The sequence below is a fragment of the Streptomyces sp. 7R007 genome (assembly GCF_054850255.1).
On the sequence record NZ_JBTWMV010000021.1, the window covers coordinates 104,821 to 122,314 of the forward strand.

Annotated in this window: 15 protein-coding genes; 6 read left to right on the plus strand and 9 right to left on the minus strand. The window is 70.9% G+C overall.

Going from position 1 to position 17,494, the window contains the following annotated elements:
• Positions 1-74: 74 nt before the first annotated feature.
• Genes araB through araD form a run of 3 tightly spaced genes read left to right on the plus strand, consistent with a single transcriptional unit; the run spans position 75 to position 3,987 of the window.
• Positions 75-1,730, plus strand: a complete 1,656-nt coding sequence (gene araB / locus ACYF6T_RS26230) for a ribulokinase (protein WP_461699394.1) — start codon at positions 75-77, stop codon at positions 1,728-1,730.
• Positions 1,731-1,756: 26 nt separating this feature from the next.
• Positions 1,757-3,280, plus strand: a complete 1,524-nt coding sequence (araA, locus tag ACYF6T_RS26235; RefSeq protein WP_461699395.1) for an L-arabinose isomerase — start codon at positions 1,757-1,759, stop codon at positions 3,278-3,280.
• Positions 3,277-3,987 carry an L-ribulose-5-phosphate 4-epimerase AraD gene (araD, locus tag ACYF6T_RS26240; protein WP_461699396.1) on the plus strand — a complete coding sequence of 237 codons (711 nt, stop codon included), beginning with the start codon at positions 3,277-3,279 and terminating at the stop codon, positions 3,985-3,987. The genes araA and araD overlap by 4 nt, the downstream gene beginning before the upstream one ends.
• 63 nt (positions 3,988-4,050) lie before the next feature.
• On the opposite strand, the gene ACYF6T_RS26245 is transcribed toward araD, so the two are convergent.
• The 7 genes from ACYF6T_RS26245 to ACYF6T_RS26275 all read right to left on the minus strand — a co-directional run bounded on the left by ACYF6T_RS26245 (position 4,051) and on the right by ACYF6T_RS26275 (position 12,505).
• Positions 4,051-5,205 carry an aldose epimerase family protein gene (locus ACYF6T_RS26245; protein WP_461699397.1) on the minus strand — a complete coding sequence of 385 codons (1,155 nt, stop codon included), beginning with the start codon at positions 5,203-5,205 and terminating at the stop codon, positions 4,051-4,053.
• Positions 5,206-5,262: 57 nt separating this feature from the next.
• Positions 5,263-6,510, minus strand: a complete 1,248-nt coding sequence (gene mmsB / locus ACYF6T_RS26250) for a multiple monosaccharide ABC transporter permease (RefSeq protein ID WP_461699398.1) — start codon at positions 6,508-6,510, stop codon at positions 5,263-5,265.
• On the minus strand, positions 6,507-8,057 hold the full coding sequence (gene mmsA / locus ACYF6T_RS26255; protein ID WP_461699400.1) for a multiple monosaccharide ABC transporter ATP-binding protein: 1,551 nt from the start codon (positions 8,055-8,057) through the stop codon (positions 6,507-6,509). The genes mmsB and mmsA overlap by 4 nt, the downstream gene beginning before the upstream one ends.
• 41 nt (positions 8,058-8,098) lie before the next feature.
• Positions 8,099-9,205, minus strand: coding sequence for a multiple monosaccharide ABC transporter substrate-binding protein (gene chvE, locus ACYF6T_RS26260; protein WP_461699401.1), 1,107 nt, complete (start codon positions 9,203-9,205; stop codon positions 8,099-8,101).
• Between the two features lie 55 nt (positions 9,206-9,260).
• Positions 9,261-10,229 carry a hypothetical protein gene (locus ACYF6T_RS26265; RefSeq protein ID WP_461699403.1) on the minus strand — a complete coding sequence of 323 codons (969 nt, stop codon included), beginning with the start codon at positions 10,227-10,229 and terminating at the stop codon, positions 9,261-9,263.
• Positions 10,230-10,340: 111 nt separating this feature from the next.
• Positions 10,341-11,345: a zinc-dependent alcohol dehydrogenase gene (locus ACYF6T_RS26270; RefSeq protein WP_461699405.1), complete on the minus strand. Its 1,005-nt coding sequence runs from the start codon at positions 11,343-11,345 to the stop codon at positions 10,341-10,343.
• A complete protein-coding gene (locus tag ACYF6T_RS26275; RefSeq protein WP_461699406.1) occupies positions 11,342-12,505 on the minus strand; it encodes a mandelate racemase/muconate lactonizing enzyme family protein in 1,164 nt (387 codons plus the stop codon). The genes ACYF6T_RS26270 and ACYF6T_RS26275 overlap by 4 nt, the downstream gene beginning before the upstream one ends.
• Before the next feature lie 270 nt (positions 12,506-12,775).
• Here ACYF6T_RS26275 and ACYF6T_RS26280 point away from each other — a divergent pair, with 270 nt between their 5' ends.
• Positions 12,776-13,522 carry an SCO2400 family protein gene (locus tag ACYF6T_RS26280; protein ID WP_461699408.1) on the plus strand — a complete coding sequence of 249 codons (747 nt, stop codon included), beginning with the start codon at positions 12,776-12,778 and terminating at the stop codon, positions 13,520-13,522.
• Between the two features lie 22 nt (positions 13,523-13,544).
• Here the strand turns inward: ACYF6T_RS26280 and ACYF6T_RS26285 are convergent, their stop codons facing one another.
• Entirely contained in the window at positions 13,545-13,982 is a 438-nt protein-coding gene (locus ACYF6T_RS26285) for a MarR family winged helix-turn-helix transcriptional regulator (protein ID WP_461699410.1), read from the minus strand.
• Between the two features lie 90 nt (positions 13,983-14,072).
• On the opposite strand from ACYF6T_RS26285, the gene ACYF6T_RS26290 reads away from it, so the two are divergent.
• A complete protein-coding gene (locus ACYF6T_RS26290; RefSeq protein ID WP_461699411.1) occupies positions 14,073-15,107 on the plus strand; it encodes an NADP-dependent oxidoreductase in 1,035 nt (344 codons plus the stop codon).
• A gap of 179 nt (positions 15,108-15,286) precedes the next feature.
• Here the strand turns inward: ACYF6T_RS26290 and ACYF6T_RS26295 are convergent, their stop codons facing one another.
• Entirely contained in the window at positions 15,287-16,435 is a 1,149-nt protein-coding gene (locus ACYF6T_RS26295) for a serine hydrolase domain-containing protein (protein ID WP_461699413.1), read from the minus strand.
• Positions 16,436-16,626: 191 nt separating this feature from the next.
• Here ACYF6T_RS26295 and ACYF6T_RS26300 point away from each other — a divergent pair, with 191 nt between their 5' ends.
• Complete coding sequence (locus tag ACYF6T_RS26300; protein WP_461699414.1) at positions 16,627-17,490, plus strand: hypothetical protein; 864 nt, start codon at positions 16,627-16,629, stop codon at positions 17,488-17,490.
• The last annotated feature ends 4 nt before the right edge of the window (positions 17,491-17,494 follow it).

The window sequence follows — 17,494 nt, forward strand, 5'->3', positions numbered from 1 at the left end:
GAGACATAGCGGTCCGAGTCTCGAACCTCATTCGATATACCGAACACGTCGAAGATCCGGAAGGGTGGCCGGTCATGAACCCCGAACGCTGCGTCGTGGGAGTCGACTTCGGCACGCTGTCGGGGCGGGCGGTGGTGGTCCGCGTCCGCGACGGCGCCGAACTGGGCACGGCGGAACACCCCTACGCGCACGCCGTCCTCGACCGCGAGCTGCCCGACGGCACCCCCCTGCCGGCCGGCTGGGCCCTCCAGGTGCCCGCCGACTGGCTCGACGTCCTGCGGCACGCCGTCCCCGAGGCCCTCGCCCGCGCCGGCGTGCGGCCCGGGCAGGTCATCGGCATCGGCACCGACTTCACCGCCTGCACGGTCCTGCCCGCCCTCGCCGACGGCACCCCCCTGTGCGACCTGCCCGCCTACGCCGGCCGCCCGCACGCCTACCCCAAGCTGTGGAAGCACCACGCGGCCCAGCCCCAGGCCGACCGCATCAACCGGCTGGCCGCCGAGCGCAAGGAACCCTGGCTGGAGCGGTACGGCGGGAAGATCTCCTCGGAGTGGGAGTTCGCCAAGGCGCTCCAGGTCCTGGAGGAGGACCCGGAGCTCTACGCCCGCACCGAGCGCTGGCTGGAGGCCGCCGACTGGATCGTGTGGCGGCTGTGCGGCACGTACGTGCGCAACGCCTGCACGGCGGGCTACAAGGGCCAGTACCAGGACGGCGGTTACCCCTCCCGCGACTACCTGGCCGCCCTGCACCCCGGCTTCGCCGGCTTCGTCGCCGACAAGCTGGAGCAGCCGATCGGCCGGCTCGGCGACCCGGCCGGGCGGCTGACGGCCGAGGCCGCCGCCTGGACCGGGCTGCCGGAGGGCGTCACCGTCTGCGTCGGCAACGTGGACGCGCACGTCACCGCCCCCGCGGCCGCCGCCGTCGAGCCCGGCCGGATGGTCGCCATCATGGGCACCTCCACCTGCCACGTCATGAGCTCCGACCGGTACGGCACCGTGCCCGGCATGTGCGGGATCGTCGACGGCGGCATCCTGCCGGGCCTGTGGGGCTACGAGGCCGGACAGAGCGGCGTCGGCGACATCTTCGGCTGGTTCGTCCGCACCCACCTGCCCGCCGGGTACGCCGAGAAGGCCGCCGCCGCGGGCCAGAGCCCGCACGCCCACCTGACCGGCCTCGCCGCCCGCCAGCGCGTCGGCGAGCACGGCCTGGTCGCCCTCGACTGGCACAGCGGCAACCGCTCCGTCCTGGTCGACCACGACCTCAGCGGCGTCCTGGTCGGACTCACCCTCGACACCCGCCCCGAGGACGTCTACCGCGCCCTGCTGGAGGCCACCGCCTTCGGCACCCGCACCATCATCGAGGCGTTCGAGACGGCCGGCGTGCCCGTGCGCGAACTGACCGTCGCGGGCGGCCTGATCAGGAACGACCTGCTCATGCGGATCTACGCCGACGTCACCCGCCGCCCGCTCGGCGTCATCGACTCCGCCCAGGGCCCCGCCCTCGGCGCCGCGATGCACGCCGCCGTCGCGGCCGGGGCGTACGACGACATCCGCGCCGCCGCCCGCGCCATGGGCAAGGTCCGCCGCGGCGTGTACCTCCCCGACCCCGCGCGGGCCGCCGCCTACGACCGCCTCTACGCCGAATACCGCCTGCTGCACGACTACTTCGGCCGTGGCGCCAACGACGTCATGCACCGCCTGCGCCGTCTGCGCGCCGAAGCCTCCCAGTGACCCGGATCTCCGCGAAAGGACCCGTCATGACCGCATCGAGCGCGACCCACCAGCCCCAGGAGATCTGGTTCCTCACCGGCAGCCAGAGCCTCTACGGCGAGGAGACCCTGCGCCGGGTCGCCGAGCAGTCCCGCCGGATCGCCGACATCCTCGACGCCGCGCCGAAGATCGGCGCGCGGATCGTGTGGAAGCCCGTCCTCGCGGACGCCGACGCGATCCGGCGGCTGTGCCGGCAGGCCAACGCCTCCGACGCCTGCACCGGCGTGATCGTGTGGATGCACACCTTCTCGCCGGCCAAGATGTGGATCGGCGGCCTCGGCGTCCTGGACCGGCCGGTGCTGCACCTGCACACACAGTTCAACCTGTCGCTGCCCTGGTCCAGCATCGACATGGACTTCATGAACCTCAACCAGGCCGCCCACGGCGACCGCGAGTTCGCCCACATCGAGGCCCGCCTCGGCCTGCCCCACAAGATCGTCGCCGGGCACGCCACCGACCCCCGGGTGACCGACCGGGTGGCCGCCTGGTCCCGCGCCGCGGCCGGCCGGCAGGCCGCCCGCACCCTGCGCCTGGCCCGGTTCGGCGACAACATGCGCGACGTCGCGGTGACCGAGGGCGACAAGGTGGAGGCCGAACTGCGCTTCGGGTTCTCCGTGAACACCTACCCCGTCGGCGACCTGGCCGCGCTGGTGGACGCCGTCCCCGACAAGGAGGCCGCCGAACTCGCCGCGGAGTACGAGGAGTCGTACGACGTCGTGCCCATCCTGCGCGCCGACGGACCCCGCCACGACTCGCTGCTGTACGAGGCCCGGGTCGAACTCGCCCTGCGCGCCTTCCTCCTGGACGGCGGGTTCACCGCCTTCACCACCAACTTCGAGGACCTGGGCCCCCTGCGCCAGCTGCCCGGCCTCGCCGTCCAGCGGCTGATGGCCGACGGCTACGGCTTCGGCGCCGAAGGCGACTGGAAGACCTCCGCGCTGCTGCGCACGATGAAGGTCATGGGCCGCGGCCGGCCCGGCGGCGCCACCTTCATGGAGGACTACACCTACCACCTCGGCCCCGGCGTGCCGCGCATCCTCGGCGCCCACATGCTGGAGGTCTGCCCCTCCGTCGCCGCCGCCCGCCCCCGCTGCGAGATCCACCCGCTGGCCATCGGCGGCCGCGAGGACCCCGTCCGGCTGGTCTTCGACGCGGCACCCGGCCCCGCCCTCGTCGTCGGCCTGTGCGACCTCGGCGACCGGTTCCGGCTCACCGCCAACGCCGTCGACGTCGTCGCCCCCAGCGAACCCCTGCCCTACCTTCCGGTGGCCCGCGCGGTGTGGCAGCCGCGGCCCTCGCTCGCGGAGTCCGCCGAGAGCTGGCTGCTGGCCGGCGCCCCCCACCACACCGTGCTCAGCACGGCCGTCGACCTGGAGACCCTCACCGACTACGCGGCCATGACCGACGTCGAACTGCTCACCATCGACGAGCACACCGACTCCGGCCGGCTGGCCAAGGAGATCAGGTGGAACTCCGCCTACTACCGCCTCTCCCAAAGGAGCCGGCCATGACGACCACGCCTGACCTGGACGCCCTGCGGCAGGAGGTGCTGGAGGCGAACCTCGCCATCCCGCGCGCCGGCCTCGCCACCCTCACCTGGGGCAACGTCAGCGGCGTCGACCGGGAGGCCGGGGTCTTCGTCATCAAGCCCTCGGGAGTGCCGTACGAGGAACTCAAGGCGGACGACCTGGTGACGGTGCGCCTGTCGGACGGAGCCGTCGTCGGCGGCACGCTGCGCCCCTCCACCGACACCGAGACCCACCGCTGCCTCTACCTGGCCTTCCCGTCCATCGGCGGGGTGACCCACACCCACTCCACCCACGCGGTCGCCTTCGCCCAGGCCCGCCGGGAGATCCCGGTGCTGGGCACCACGCACGCCGACACCTTCAACGGGCCGGTCCCCTGCACGCCCGACCTCACACCCGAGCAGTGCGCGGAGGACTACGAGTACAACACCGGCCGGGTCATCGTCGACCTGCTGGGCGGCGACGACGAGCGCGCCGTCGAGGTCCCCGGCGTCCTGGTCGCCCACCACGGCCCGTTCACCTGGGGTGCCGGCGCCCGCCAGTCGGTGGAGCACGCCGTCATCTGCGAGGCCGTCGCCGACATGGCGATCCACACCCTGGCCCTGGCGGCCACCGCCCCGCCCCCGCGCCATCTCCTGCGCCGGCACTACACCCGCAAACACGGCCCCACCGCCTACTACGGCAACCACTGAACGACGGCGGCGGCCCGTGCTGTTCACACAGCACGGGCCGCCTTTTGCGGCTGTGACGGCAGGTCAGCAGCCGAAGGTGTGGACCGTCGACGTCCGGTACGTCTGACCGGGCCGCAGCACGGTCGACGGGAAGTTCGGGTGGTTCGGCGAGTCCGGGAAGTGCTGCGTCTCCAGGCACACCGCGTCGCCCTGGCGGTAGGTGTGGCCGCCGGTGCCGGTGAGGGTGCCGTCGAGGAAGTTGCCGGAGTAGAACTGCAGGCCCGGCTGGTCGGTGGCGATCTTCAGGGTGCGGCCGGAGCGCGGGTCGCGCAGGGTCGCCACGTGCTCGGGCCTGGACGTGATCCCCTTGTCCAGGACCCAGTTGTGGTCGTAGCCCTTGGCCTGCACCTGCTGGACGTGGCCGGCGCGGATGTCGCGGCCGATCGTCTTGGTCTTGCGGAAGTCGAACGGGGTGCCGTGCACGGTCGCCAGCTCGCCCGTCGGGATCAGCCCCGAGTCGGTGGGCGTGTAGCGGCCGGCGGCGATCGTGAGCTCGTGGTCCTCGATCGTGCCGCTGCCCTCGCCGCCGAGGTTCCAGTAGACGTGGCTGGTGAGGTTGACGACCGTGGCCTTGTCGGTGGTGGCCTCGTAGTCGATGCGCCAGTCGCCGTGCTTGGTGAGGGTGTAGGTCACCTTCGCCTTGAGGGTGCCCGGGTAGCCCATCTCGCCGTCGATGCTGGTGTAGTGCAGCACCAGGCCGACGTCGGAGCCCTTGGTGAACGGCTCGACGTCCCAGATGTGCTTGTCGAAGCCCTGGGCGCCGCCGTGCAGGCTGTTGACGCCGTCGTTGACGGACAGCTGGTAGCTCTTGCCGTCCAGGGTGAACTGGCCCTTGGCTATGCGGTTGCCGTAACGGCCGATCAGCGCGCCGAAGTACGGGGTCTTGGCGACGTAGTCCTCGATGTTGTCGAAGCCGAGGGAGACGTTGGCGTAGTGGCCGCGCCGGTCCGGGATCTCCAGACCCTGCACCACACCGCCCCAGTTCAGCACCTTCAGCCGGGTGCCGCCGTTCTCCAGCGACCAGCGGTAGACCTTCGTGCCGTCGGCGAGCTTGCCGAAGAGCTCCTTCACGGGCTTCCTGCCTCCCGAGGCCGCCTCTGCCGTACCCGCGCCGAGGGTGGTCGCGGCGATGCCCGCCGCCGCGGCTCCTGCGATGACCGTGCGTCTGTTCAGTTCCATGTTGCGGCTCCCGTAACGGGGTGGGGTCCCGTCGTCTCCGACGGGACCCGAGCTGACTTACGAACCGGACTTGCGCTTGTTCCACACATCGAAGCCGACCGCGGCCAACAGGGCGAGGCCCTTGATGACCTGCTGCCAGTCGGTGCCGACGCTGAGGAGGTTCATGCCGTTGTTCAGCACACCGAGGACGAGACCACCGATGATCGCGCCGAGGACGGTGCCCACACCGCCGCTCATGGACGCGCCACCGATGAACGAGGAGGCGATGGCCTCCAGTTCGAAGTTCAGGCCCGCCTTCGGAGAGGCCGCGTTCAGACGGGCGGCGACCACCAGACCCGCCAGGGCCGCGAGCACGCCCATGTTCAGGAAGACGAAGAAGGTGACCTTCTTGTCCTTGACGCCGGACAGCTTGGCCGCCGGCAGGTTGCCGCCGATCGCGTAGATGTGCCGGCCGAAGACCGCGTTGCGCATGACGTAGCCGTAACCGACCACCAGCACACCGAGGATGATCAGGATGATCGGCGCGCCCTGGTAGCTGGCGAGCAGCATCGTGACGGCGACGATCGCGGCGGCGATGGCGGCGAGCTTGAGCAGGAAGGCGTTGCGCGGCAGCACGTCCAGCGAGAACGCCTGCTCGCGCTTGCGCTCGCGGATCTCCTGGAAGACCACGAAGGCCAGCAGCACCAGGCCCAGCAGCAGGGTGAGGTTGTGGTAGTTGGTGTCCGGGCCGACCTCGGGCAGGAAGCCGTTGCCGAGCTTCTGCAGACCGTCCGGGAACGGGCCGAGCGTCTGGCCCTGCAGGAAGATCTCCGTCAGGCCGCGGAAGAGCAGCATCCCCGCCAGGGTCACGATGAAGGAGGGTATGCCGAGATACGCGATCAGGTAACCCTGCACCGAGCCGGCCACCGCGCCCAGCACCAGGCACAGCACCAGGGCGAGCGGCCAGGCCACGTTGTGTTCCACCGTCAGCACGGCCGCCGTCGCGCCGACGAACGCGGTCAGCGAACCGACCGACAGGTCGATGTGCCCGGCGATGATCACCAGCATCATGCCGATCGCCAGGATCAGGATGTAGCTGTTCTGCAGCACCAGGTTGGAGACGTTGCGCGGCAGCAGCAGGTCGCCGCCGGTCCACACCTGGAACAGGATCACGATCAGGCCGAGCGCGATCAGCATGCCGTACTGGCGCATGTTGCGCTTCAGGCCGCCCAGCATCAGCTGCAGCAGGCCCTCCCCGGAGGCGGAGTCCCCGCTCTTGCCGGGCGGCGCCGAGGCCGGGACCTTGTCCGTCACATCCGTGCTCATCGGGTTACCTCTTTGTCCTTCGTCATCTGACGCATCAGCACTTCCTGCGTGGCCTCGGCCCGCGGGACCTCACCCGTGAGCCGCCCGGCGGCCATGGTGTAGATGCGGTCGCACATACCGAGCAGCTCCGGCAGCTCGGAGGAGATGAAGACGACCGCCTTGCCCTCGGCCGCCAGCTGGTCGATGACCGTGTAGATCTCGTACTTGGCGCCCACGTCGATGCCGCGCGTGGGCTCGTCCAGGATGAGCACGTCCGGCCCGGCGAAGATCCACTTGCTGAGGACGACCTTCTGCTGGTTGCCGCCCGACAGCTTGCCCACCGGCTCGAAGACGGTCGGCGCCTTGATGTTCATCGACTTGCGGAAGCGCTCGGCGACCTGCCGCTCCTCGTGCTCGTCCACCACACCGCGCCGGGAGACCTTGTCCAGCGCGGTCAGCGAGATGTTGCGGTTGACGTTGTCGATGAGGTTGAGGCCGTAGTGCTTGCGGTCCTCGGTGACGTAGGCGATGCCGTGCCGGACCGCCTCGGCGACGGTCCTGGTGCGGATCTCCTTGCCGTCCTTGAGGACCGTGCCGGTGGCGTGCCGGCCGTAGGTGCGCCCGAAGACGCTCATCGCCAGCTCGGTGCGGCCGGCGCCCATCAGGCCCGCGATGCCGACGATCTCCCCGCGCCGCACGTTGATCGACACGTCGTCGACGACCTTGCGCTGCTGGTCGATGGGGTGGTGGACGGTCCAGTTGCGGATCTCCAGCGCGGGGGCGGCGCCCACCTCGCCCTCGAACGGCGTGCGCTCGGGGAAGCGGTGGTCGAGGTCGCGGCCGACCATGCCGGAGATGATCCGGTCCTCGGTGGTCTCCGGCGCCTTCACGTCGAGGGTCTCGATGGACCGCCCGTCGCGCAGGATCGTCACCGAGTCGGCGACCCGGCGAATCTCGTTCAGCTTGTGGGAGATGATGATCGAGGTGATGCCCTGCTTCTTCAACTCCAGGATGAGGTCCAGGAGTTTGCCGCTGTCCTCGTCGTTGAGGGCCGCGGTCGGCTCGTCGAGGATGAGCAGCTTCACCTTCTTCGACAGCGCCTTGGCGATCTCCACCAGCTGCTGCTTGCCCACGCCGATGTCGGCGATCCGGGTCTCCGGGTGGTCGGTCAGACCCACCCGGCGCAGCACCTCGGTGGCGTGCTTCAGCGTCTCGTTCCAGTTGATGAACCCACCGGAGGCGTGCTCGTTGCCGAGGAAGATGTTCTCGGCGATGGACAGGAACGGCACCAGGGCCAGTTCCTGGTGGATGATGACGATTCCGCGCTCTTCGCTCGCCCGGATGTCCTTGAACTCGCAGACTTCACCCTCGAAGAGGATCTCGCCCTCGTACGTGCCGTGCGGATGGACGCCGGAGAGCACCTTCATCAGGGTGGACTTTCCGGCGCCGTTCTCACCGCAGATGGCGTGGACCTCGCCCTGACGGACCGTCAGCGTAACGTCCGACAGCGCTTTGACGCCGGGAAAGGTCTTGACGATCGAGCGCATTTCCAGGACGGGTCCCGCCATGGTGTGCCCTTTCAATCCGTAGGAATCACCGACAGTTGCCGCTACTGGAGCTCACTCGCCTTGTAGTAGCCGGTGTCGACCAGTTCCTTGGTGTAGTTGGTCTTGTCGACGCTCACCGGCTGGAGCAGGTAGGCGGGGACGACCTTGGTGCCGTTGTCGTACGTCTTGGTGTCGTTGACCTGCGGCGTCTTGCCGTTGAGGACGTCGTCGACCATGGTCGCGGCGACCTTGGCGAGCTTGCGGGTGTCCTTGTAGACGGTCTGCGTCTGCTCACCGGCGATGATCGACTTCACCGAGGCGAGCTCGGCGTCCTGGCCGGTGATGACGGGCAGCGGCTTGCCGGCCGAGCCGTAACCGTCCGACTTCAGCGCGGAGATGATGCCGATGGAGATGCCGTCGTACGGCGACAGCACCGCGTCGACCTTGCCGCTCTTGTAGGACGAGGTGAGGATGTCCTCCATGCGCTTCTGGGCGGTGGTGCCGTCCCAGCGCAGGGTGGTGACCTGGGTGAGCTTGGTCTGGCCGGACTTGACGACGAGCTTCTTGCTGTCGATGTACGGCTGGAGCACGCTCATCGCGCCGTTGAAGAAGTACTTGGTGTTGTTGTCGTCGTTGGAGCCGGCGAACAGCTCGATGTTGAAGGGGCCCTTGCCGTTCTTCAGGCCCAGCTTGTCGACGATGTAACTGGCCTGGAGCTCACCGACCTTGGTGTTGTCGAACGACGCGTAGTAGTCGACGTTCTTGGTGCCGAGGATCAGACGGTCGTAGGCGATCACCGGGATCTTGGCGTCGGCGGCCTGCTGCAGCACGTTGTTCAGCGACTTGTTGTCGATGGCCGCGATGATCAGGCCCTTGACGCCCTGCGTGATCAGGTTCTCGATCTGCGAGACCTGCTGGTCGGGGTCGTCCTCGCCGTACACCAGCTTGGTCTTGTAGCCCTTGGCTTGCAGGTTCTTGACGACGTTGTTGCCATCGGCGATCCAGCGCTCGGAGGACTTGGTGGGCATCGCGATACCGATGGTGCCGCCCTTGGCACTGCCGGTGTCCTCCTTGCTGCCGCCCTCGCTGTTCTGTCCGCAGGCGGTCAGCGTGAGGGCGAGGGAGGCGGCTCCGGCTATCAGGGTGAGGGCGCTTCTACGAGTACGCATGGTGATCTGTCCCTGTTCTTCTCGTCGTTGAGAGGTGGTGGCCCCGGCGTGGGGTTTATGCGGCTGGGAAACGGTTGAGCGGTCCGGGGAGCCGGGAACCGAGCGGCGCCATGTCGCCGTCGGCTCCGTGCCGGGCCAGCAGGTCCAGGGCGAGGCGGCCGCGCCGCACCCGCTCCCGGGCGGTGTCCAGGGTCACGTCCCGCAGGTGGGTGCCCCACGGGTAGATGCCGGGCGCCTTGGACAGACCGAACTTCAGGTAGAGCGGTGCGCCGCGCCGGATCAGCTCGGCGACCTCGTACATCCGGACGTAGCCGCCGAGGTCGTCGGGCGCCTCGATGTACATGTCCATGGGGGCGGCGGAGACCCGCCGGATCTCGGTGAGGTGATCGAGCGTCAGATCGCTGGGCACGTTGACGGAGTCCGCGCCGAGCCGCTCGTACACCGCGTAGGACGCCGGGTTGACCGGCCCGATCAGCGCCGAGACCTTCAGCGTGGTGTCGGCCGGGATGATCCCCGCCTCGCGCGCCCGGTGCAGCGTCCACAGCACGCCCTCGTCCGCGACGAGCAGGCACTTGACGCCCAGCTCCGTGGCGCGCACGGCGTCTTCGACACAGCCGGCGACGGCGTCGTGGCCCCGTGCGCGCAGTCCGGCCCCCCGCGAGTCGGAGCGCACGGAGCCGCCGATGTCCCAGGTGCCGCGCGGACCGGTGAACAGGCAGAGCTCGATGTCACGTTCGCCCGTCGCCTCGACCATCTCGGTGATCTCGGCGTCGGTCAGCATCCACACGCCGCTGCCCTGGCTGATCCGGTGGATCGGCACGTCCAGGCGCGAGGACTCCTTGAGCACCACGGCCAGCGCTTCGGGACCCTCGCACGAGGGGATCTCGGTGCGCCAGCGGCCGCCGCCGGGGAAGGTGTGCCGGGAGGCGTCGGCGGGATCGAGGGCGGGCGCGCCCAGGCCGAGGGCGGCGAGCGCCTGCTCACCGGGTCGGCGGGCCGCCGTAACGGAAGCGTCGGTCGTCACAAGCTGTCCTTCGTGTTCGGTATTTCGGACGAGGTTCGCGGCTCAAGTCATGGGGGGCTTGGGTGTACGCCGGTACGGGGGCCGTCGGGTCGCCCTCGTACCGGCGTACGTCTAGGGGCGCAGCAGCACCTTGCCCACCTTCGGATCGCCGGACCCCACCAGCTCGATGGCCTGCGCGAACTCGTCCAGCGGCAGCTCGTGCGAGACCAGCGGCAGCGGATCGAGCAGCCCGGCCGCGAACATCCGCACGGAGTGCGCCCAGGCGTCCGGCGGGGCCCCGAAGACGGTGTGCACCTCCAGTTGCCGTACCACCAGGTCCGTCGGGTCGAGACCGTCGGCGCCCGGCGCCGGGATCCCGGTCAGCACCAGGCGTCCGCCGCGCCGGAGCAGGGAGGCGGCGGTGCGCGCGGCGGACGCGGACCCGGCGGTCTCGATCACCACGTCGAAGTCGTCCGGGAGCCGCTGGTCCCGGGTGCGGAAGTCGGTGGCGCCGAAAGCTTTCGAAAGCTCCGCGCGGTCCGCCCGCGTCCCCACCACCAGCAGCTCCGCCGGCGACGCGGCCCGCAGGAACTGCACCGCGAACATGCCGAGCGTGCCCGTGCCGACCACCGCGACCCGCTCGCCCGGCAGGGCGTTCGCCTTGATCGCCGCGGCCGCGATACAGGCGGCCGGCTCCAGCAGGGCGGCGGCCGTCAGATCGGCGTCGTCCGGCAGGACGTGCAGCAGCCGGGCCGGCAGGGTGAGCGTGCCGGCCATGGCCCCCGGCTGGGTGAACCCGGTCTCCTCGTACCCGGCCGTGCACAGCGTGGTCTCGCCCGCGTGACAACGATCGCAGACCTGGCAGTTGCGAAAGCCCTCGCCGACGACCTTGCGCCCCACCAGCGACTCGGGGATGCCGCCGCCGACCGCCTCCACGGTCCCGGACCACTCGTGGCCGGGCGTGAGCGGGTAACGGACGTACCCCTCGGGCCGGTTGCCCTGGTACACCTCGCGGTCGCTGCCGCAGATGCCGACCGCGTGCACGGCCACCAGCGCCTCGCCCGGCCCCGGCTGCCGGGGCTCGTGCGCGGTGAGCCGGTGCTCGCCGGGCGCCTCGACGACGACGGCGGTGCTCACTTGGTGGCCTTCGGCTTGCGCTGCTCCCAGCCCTCGGCCCACAGGTCGAACCGCGCCTGCTGCTGCGGGAACTCGGCGGCCGCGTCGGTGTCCAGCTCGACGCCGAGGCCGGGCGCGTCGGACAGGTGGAAGCAGCCGTCCTCCGGGTTCACCTGCGGCGCCCCCTTGACCACCTTCTTGATCTCCGCGTCCGCGAAGTCGTTGAAGTGCTCCAGGATCTTGAAGTTGGGGGAGGTGAAGCCGACCTGGAGGGAGGCGGCGGTGAGCACGGAACCGCCCACGTTGTGCGGGGCGACGAGCATGTAGTGCGTCTCGGCGGTGGCGGCGAGCTTGCGGGTCTCCCAGATGCCGCCGATGTGGCCGACGTCCGGCTGGATGATGTCGACGGCCTGGCTCTCGAACAGCTCGCGGAACTCGATGCGGTCGTGAATCCGCTCGCCGGTGGCGACCGGCATGTCGACCTTGGCGGCGACCTTCTCCAGCGCCTTGAGGTTCTCCGGCGGCACGGGCTCCTCCAGCCAGGCCGGCTTGAAGGGCGCGAGCTCCTTCGCCAGCCGGACGGCGGTGGCCGGCGAGAACCGGCCGTGCATCTCCAGCATCAGCTCGGCCTCGGGCCCGATGGCGTCGCGCACGGCCTCGATGAGGGAGACGGCGTACAGGGTCTGCTCGTGGTCGAGCTCGAAGTGCCCGGTGCCGAAGGGGTCGATCTTGAGCGCCCGGTAGCCGCGCTCCATGACCCCCTGGGCGGCCTTGTGGTACGCCTCGGGCGTCCGCTCCGTGGTGTACCAGCCGTTGGCGTACGCCTTGACCTTGTCGGTCACCTTGCCGCCCAGCAGCTGCCAGACGGGCACGCCGAGGGCCTTGCCCTTGATGTCCCAGCAGGCCATCTCGATCACCGCGATGCCGGACATCACGATCTCACCCGCACGGCCGTAGTCGCCGTACTTCATGCGGCGTACGAGGTCTTCCAAGGCGAACGGGTCGGAGCCCAGAATGTGGTTGGCCTCGGCCTCCCGTAGATAGCCGATCAGCGCGTCGGTGTGGCCCAGCATCCTGGTCTCGCCGACTCCGGTGACGCCCTCGTCGGTGTGGACCTGGACGTACGTCAGGTTGCGCCACGGCGTCCCGACCACGTGTGTGCTGATTCCGGTGATGCGCACGGCAGTAGCCCCTTGCTGCTTCGTCGGCTCAGTTGCGTGTGTTCGAAATTTCGTCACACGTTCGAAATGCTGGCGTGACAGTAAGGACGCGGCCCGGGGGGTGTCAATGGGTCGAACAGGTAACGGTTTCGACACTGCTTTCGGGACGGTTTTCGCGGCCGGTTTCGGGCACTTGCCCCAACTCCCCGTGGGGCAGCGCCCAGTTCCCCACAGAACCTTCACAGGCGCGCCTAGGAACGTTACCCACCGGGAACTTACTCTTCCCGCGTCATGGACTACTGCCACCCGTGCCGACGGCACCTCAACGGCGCCCTCGCCTGCCCGGGGTGCGGCGCACCAGTCGAAGAGCTCCGCGCGCACGCGCAGGACGACGGCCTGCCCGCGGACGACTACGAGGGCAACCCGTACGACGGTGACGACGGCGACCCCGAGGAGGAACCGCTCGGCCGGGCCGCGCGCCGGGCGCAGGGCCGCCGGGGCGGACGCGTCGCCGACCGGCCGGCCGCCGGGAGTGGTGCGAGCCGACGCGATCGCAAAGCGGCGGCCCATCGCAGACGCCGGCGCAGGGTCCTGCTGGTCACCGCCGGCTTCGTGCTGGCGGCCGGTGGACTGAGCCTGGCCGAGCTGGGCACGGACGCGCCCTTCTCCTCGTCGAAGCCGGCCGCCGCCGGGGACGACACCGCGGAGGGCGCCGCGTCGGCGGAGGCGGGCAAGACGGCGCAGCCGCTGGGGGACGAGACGGGCGCGGCGGCCGGCTCCCCGTCCGAGGGGGCGTCGGAATCGCCGTCCCCCTCTGGTTCGGCCAAGGACGACAAGAAGAAAAAGGACGCCGGAACGCCGAGTCAGGACCCCGACTCCGCCGCGGCCACCGCCGGCCCCGGCGCGTCCGCCTCCGCCCCGGCGGCTACGGCTCCCGCGACGACCCCGACGGCCACCTCGGCCCCGACGACCTCGGCGCCGAGCCCGGACCCGTCCCCCTCGCAGACGTGCAAGCGGTTCTTGTGGTGGTGCTCCTAGGGGTGCGGCGGTGCCGCCGCTCTCAGGCCCGCAGCATGCGCTGAAGCAAATCCCGCAACGACAGCCGCTCCTCGTCCGACAGCCCCGCCAGCGGTTCGCGGGCGAAACGCAGGCCGTCGCGGAGTTCGCGGGCGACCCGGCGGCCCTCCTCCGTCGCCACCGCCAGCTTCACGCGGCGGTCGGCCGGGTCGGGGCGGCGCTCGACCAGCCCGCGTGACTCCAGCCGGTCCACGATCCCCGTCACGTTCGACGGCTCGCACTTGAGCTTCAGCGCCAGCTTCCGCATCGGCAGCGGCTCCAGCGACAGCAGGCTCAGCAGCCGTGCCTGCGCGCCGGTCAGCGCGTGCTCTCCCGCCGCCTCCTCGTAGTCCGCGTAGAAACGGGCCACGACGTCCCCGATGAGTTCGACGACCTCCATGGTCAGCGGGTCGATGCGGCTGGTCTTCTGCGGTAGGGCCATGCCCTCCAGGGTACCCGCTTACTTGACAACCTGAAATATTCAGGAGCATCGTTGTTTCAGGTACTGAAGTAAATGGAAAGGCGACCCCCCATGATCAACCGCGAATGGCACCTGCTCAGCCGCCCCGTCGGCTGGCCGCAGCCGGAGAACTTCGCCCTGGTCGAGGCGGAGGTCCCCACCCCGGGCGAGGGCCAGGTGCTCGTGCGGAACCGGTACCTCTCCGTCGACCCGTACATGCGCGGCCGCATGAGCGCCGCCAAGTCCTACGCCGCCCCCTTCGAGCTCGGCAAGGCCATGCAGGGCGGCGCGGTCGGCGAGGTGATCGAGTCCCACGCCGAGGACATCGCCGTCGGCGACCACGTCCTGCACTTCCTCGGCTGGCGCGAGTACGCGGTCGTGGACGCGAAGAACGCCGTCAAGGTCGGCCCGGCGGTCGTCCCGGCCGTCAAGGTCGACCCCGACGCCGCCCAGGTGCCCCTCTCCGCGTACCTCGGCGTCCTCGGCATGACAGGCCTCACCGCGTACGCCGGACTGCTGCGCACCGCCTCCTTCAAAGAGGGCGACGCGGTCTTCGTCTCCGGCGCCGCGGGTGCCGTCGGCAGCCAGGTCGGCCAGATCGCCAAGCTCAAGGGCGCCTCGCGCGTCATCGGCTCGGCCGGCTCGGACGAGAAGGTCAAGCTGCTGCTCGACGAGTACGGCTTCGACGCGGCCTTCAACTACAAGAACGGCCCCGTCGGCGAGCAGTTGAGGGCCGCCGCGCCCGACGGCGTCGACGTCTACTTCGACAACGTCGGCGGCGACCACCTGGAGGCCGCGATCGGCTCCCTCAACCGGGACGGCCGGATCGCCGTCTGCGGCATGATCTCCGTCTACAACAACACCGAGCCGGCCCCGGGCCCGAAGAACCTCGCCCGGCTCATCCAGACCCGCGGCCGCATCGAGGGCTTCCTCGTCGGCGACCACCACGACCTCCAGCCCCGGTTCGTCGCCGAGGTCGGCCCGTGGGTGGCCTCCGGGCGGCTCAAGTACCGCGAGACGGTCGTCGAGGGCATCGAGAACAACCTGGAGGCGTTCCTCGGGGTCCTGCGCGGCGACAACATCGGCAAGATGGTCGTCAAGCTGTAGTACCGCACGCGGCGGCACCGGCCCGGCCGCGAGCGGGGCCGCACCCCTGGACGCGGGGTGCGGTTTCCGCTGGTGGCCGGGTGCGGCTTCCGCTCGTCGTCGGGCGCGGGGGCCGGCTGGTGGTCGGGGCCCCTGCTGGGCTTCGGGGTCCGGCCCGCGCCCGTGTCATCAGGCCCGTCTCATCTCCCCAGCGCCGCCCGGTGCACGGCGCCCGCCAGCCGGTCGTTCTCCGGGGCCGCACCGCCCGGGAAGGCGTGCCGGCGGCGGGTGTAGCCGTAGGCCAGGCCGCTGCGGGGATCGGCGAAGGCCTGGCAGCCGGAGGCGCCGCTGTGCCCGAAGGCGCCGGCACCCAGGAAGGGGTGCCAGGTGTCGGCCGTCATCTGGAAGCCCAGGCCGTACGACTTGTGCGAGCGGGCCACCAGGTCGTACCCCACGGAGTGGAACTGGCCGAACTCCGCCGCCGTGTCCGCCTTCAGCAGCGGCGCCTGCTCGCCCACCTCGCTGATCGCCGCCGCGTACAGACCCGCGAGGCCGCGCGCGGAGGCCACCCCGCCCACCGACGCCGGGCCCTTGGCGCGGATCACCGGCTGGTTGGGCAGGGACTCGAGGTCGGTCGGCTCGGGGGCGTGGCGGTTGAAGGCGATGGAGGAGAGGGTGTGCGGGCCGTGCGGGAGGGAGTCGAGCAGGGCCTGCTGCCTCGGCGTGGGCGCCATCGGCTGCGCGCTGCGGAAGCGGGGTTCGTGGGCGGCGGGCAGCCCCAGGTGGAAGTCCAGGCCGTACGGCGCGCGGATCCGTTCCTCGTAGACCTCCTGGAGGCTGCGCCCGGTCGCCCGCCGTACCACCTCGCCGGTCAGCGCCCCGATGACCAGCGCGTGGTAGCCGAACGCCGTGCCCGGACGCCAGAACGGGCGCTGGTCCGCCAGCCGTTCGGCGAGCTGGCGGTCGTCGGCGAGCTCGTCGAGGGTGAACCCGGTGTCCGTGCCGACCAGCCCCGCCCGGTGCGCGAGCAGGTCGCGCAGGGTCAGCGCCCCCTTGCCCTCGGCCGCGAACTCCGGCCAGTAGTACGTCACCTTGCGGTCCAGTTCCAGCGTGCCGTCCTGCACCAGCAGGGCCACCACCAGATGGGCGGCGCCCTTCGTGGCGGAGTACACCCCGTACAGGGAGTCGGCGGCGGCGTCCCCCGCCCACAGGTCGACGACCGGGCGCCCGTGCACGTACGCGCACAACTGGCCCTCGTAATCCGGCCGTTCCTCCGCCACGAACGCGGCGAACTCCTCCCGGACGGCCTCGTAGCCCTCGGCCACGGTGCCGTGGATCTGCTGCGTCATCCGCTCTCCTCGATCTCAGCCGCTGCTCGTGGGGCTTCCCGGAGATCGGTACGGCGATACCTGCCCGTTCGACTCAATCGCACCACCAGGCGGTCACCGTCACCGATGCTCCCGGACGGCGCATCCCCCGGGCCCCGGACGGGGCATGCTGAGGGCGACCGCTGCGACCGCCCGTGAGGCGAGGAGAGCCCATGGCAACGATTCCGTCGCTCCCCAGCAGGGACGACATGCTGCGCATGGCACGCAACACCACCGACATCACCGGCCAACTCCTGGACACGGCCGGCAACATCACCCGCATCGCCCTCAACACCTTCGACCCGCGCGACGGTTCGGGCGCGGAGGTGCTGCGCGTGCTGCGCGAGACGACCGCGGAGCTGGCCGAGGCCAGCGCCTCCCCGCAGGCCCAGGAGGCCTTCTACCGCATCGTGGAGACCCTGACCCGGCTCGGCACGAGCGGCGCCCCGCTCGCCGTCCACCCGGTCAGCGAGCCGGCCCAGGCCCTGCTCACCGCCCTCGGCGACAGCCTGCTGCCGGTGCTGGACGCGGTGGAGCCGGCCGTGGAGGAGTTCGCCTCCGTGCTCGGCGAGTTCGTGGAGGCGACCTCGCCGCTGCTGCCGGCCGCGGCCGGGCTGCTCGCGGGCGTGCTGCTCGCGCTCACGCCGATGATCCGCGCCGCGGCGGAGGTGCTGCGCGAGTCGACGCCGGAACTGAGCCGCATCGCCGACGCGTTGACCGCCGCGGTGGCCCCGCTGATGCCGCTCCAGGTCGCCCTGGCCGAACGCGCGGCCGCCGCCGGCGGCAACGTCGTCCGGGGCGCCCTGCCCGCCCTGGCCGACCTCACGGAAGCGGCGGCGGCCTCCGCGAAGGCGGCCCGGCCGGTGTTCGTCGCCGGGGAGGAACTGCTGGTGGCGGGCCTGGAGCAGCTCCAGCCGCTGCTGCTGGCGGGCGCGTCCAGGGCGGGCCGCGTCGCGCGGGCGACGGCCGTGCGCATCTCGGCGGCCGTCTCGCCGGCGGCGGAGCCGGGGGTGGTCGTGGCCGTCGCCACGGCCTGAGTAA